Here is a 1,238-nt window from a genome sequence, read left to right on the forward strand (position 1 = left end):
ATCGGATCCGAGAACAAGACGCTTCCTGCGTCGGCCGCGGAGATATACGCCGCGGGAGTCTGCGAGAGGGTTTCGGAGCTGGACAATGCGCTGGCTGTTTGATTCCGCCAATCTCTGACCCTAGATTTGGAGATCGGCGGAATCCAACATCCTTGAGCGTCAGCGCTCGAGGAAATCGAGGGTAAGCAGTACGTTCGATGCCCCCCAATAGCGCAAAACTCCCACAAGGCAGGGTCGATCTGAAGTAAGAATCCTAGCCCGCACAGCGCCCAGCAGCTACACCACCAAGTAAGGCTAGCGCGCGGATGATGGCCGGGAATTCAGGGCTCTGCGAACCTCCATCGATTCGTTCCGACGGCATTCGCAATATCGTCATCGTGCGTCACTAACATCAGCGCGGCACCGCGCTCCTCCAGAACATTGAGCAGGACAGTCATCGCTTCCTGTTGGGACACCGGATCCAATCGCGACGTTGGCTCGTCGGCAAAGACCAGCGCTGGCCGCACGGTGAGAACGCGCGCGAGCGCGACGCGTTGCAACTCGCCACCGGAGACTTCTGCTGGCCGGCGTGCCAGCAGGTCGGCGGGCACGCCCAGCCGTTCGAGCTGCTGCAGCACGGTCGACCACGCACAACGATGACGTGCAGCAACATCGCGCAGTGAATTTTCCAGGCTGATGCGGGGAGCGAACGAGCCGACCGGGTCTTGGTAGAGCTTCTGAAAAGCGGTCGAAGCCAGGCCTTCGGCACGACGCACGACGCCCCGATCGGCCGGCAGCAGGCCCAGCAGGACGTTACCCAGCGTGCTCTTGCCGGTCCCGCTGGGCCCCTGCACCACGAAACGCTCGCCGGCGTGAATCTGCAGGTCGAGGCTGTCGAACAACGATCTGCCACCGAAGCCTTTCGACAGGTCTTGCGCACTCAGCACTGGTGCCCCCGCGACCGCTGCAATGCGCCTGGGCCAATGCGCAGGATCGGCCTCGACCAACCGCCGCGTGAATGCATGCTGCGGACTCGCCAGAATGGTGGCTGAGTCACCTTGTTCCACCACTTCGCCAGCGCGCAGAACAATCAGTTGCCCACCGAGAGCCTGCGCAACGCGCAGATCGTGCGTGATGACCACCACGCAGCCACCGGCACGCTGCACCGCCTGAAGCATCGCAACGGTGTGATCGCGCCAATGCCCATCAAGGCCCTTGGTGGGTTCGTCGGCCAGCAGGATGCGCGCGCCGCCCGCGCT

General features: G+C 63.2%; 1 protein-coding gene. It reads right to left on the minus strand.

The window, feature by feature from the left end:
• Positions 1-320: 320 nt before the first annotated feature.
• Positions 321-1,238 (minus strand): ATP-binding cassette domain-containing protein (locus tag AC1DOC_RS34210; protein WP_478131640.1); only part of this gene is annotated, 918 nt, incomplete at its 5' end.

This window comes from Variovorax sp. 01T439_2 (assembly GCF_056398445.1).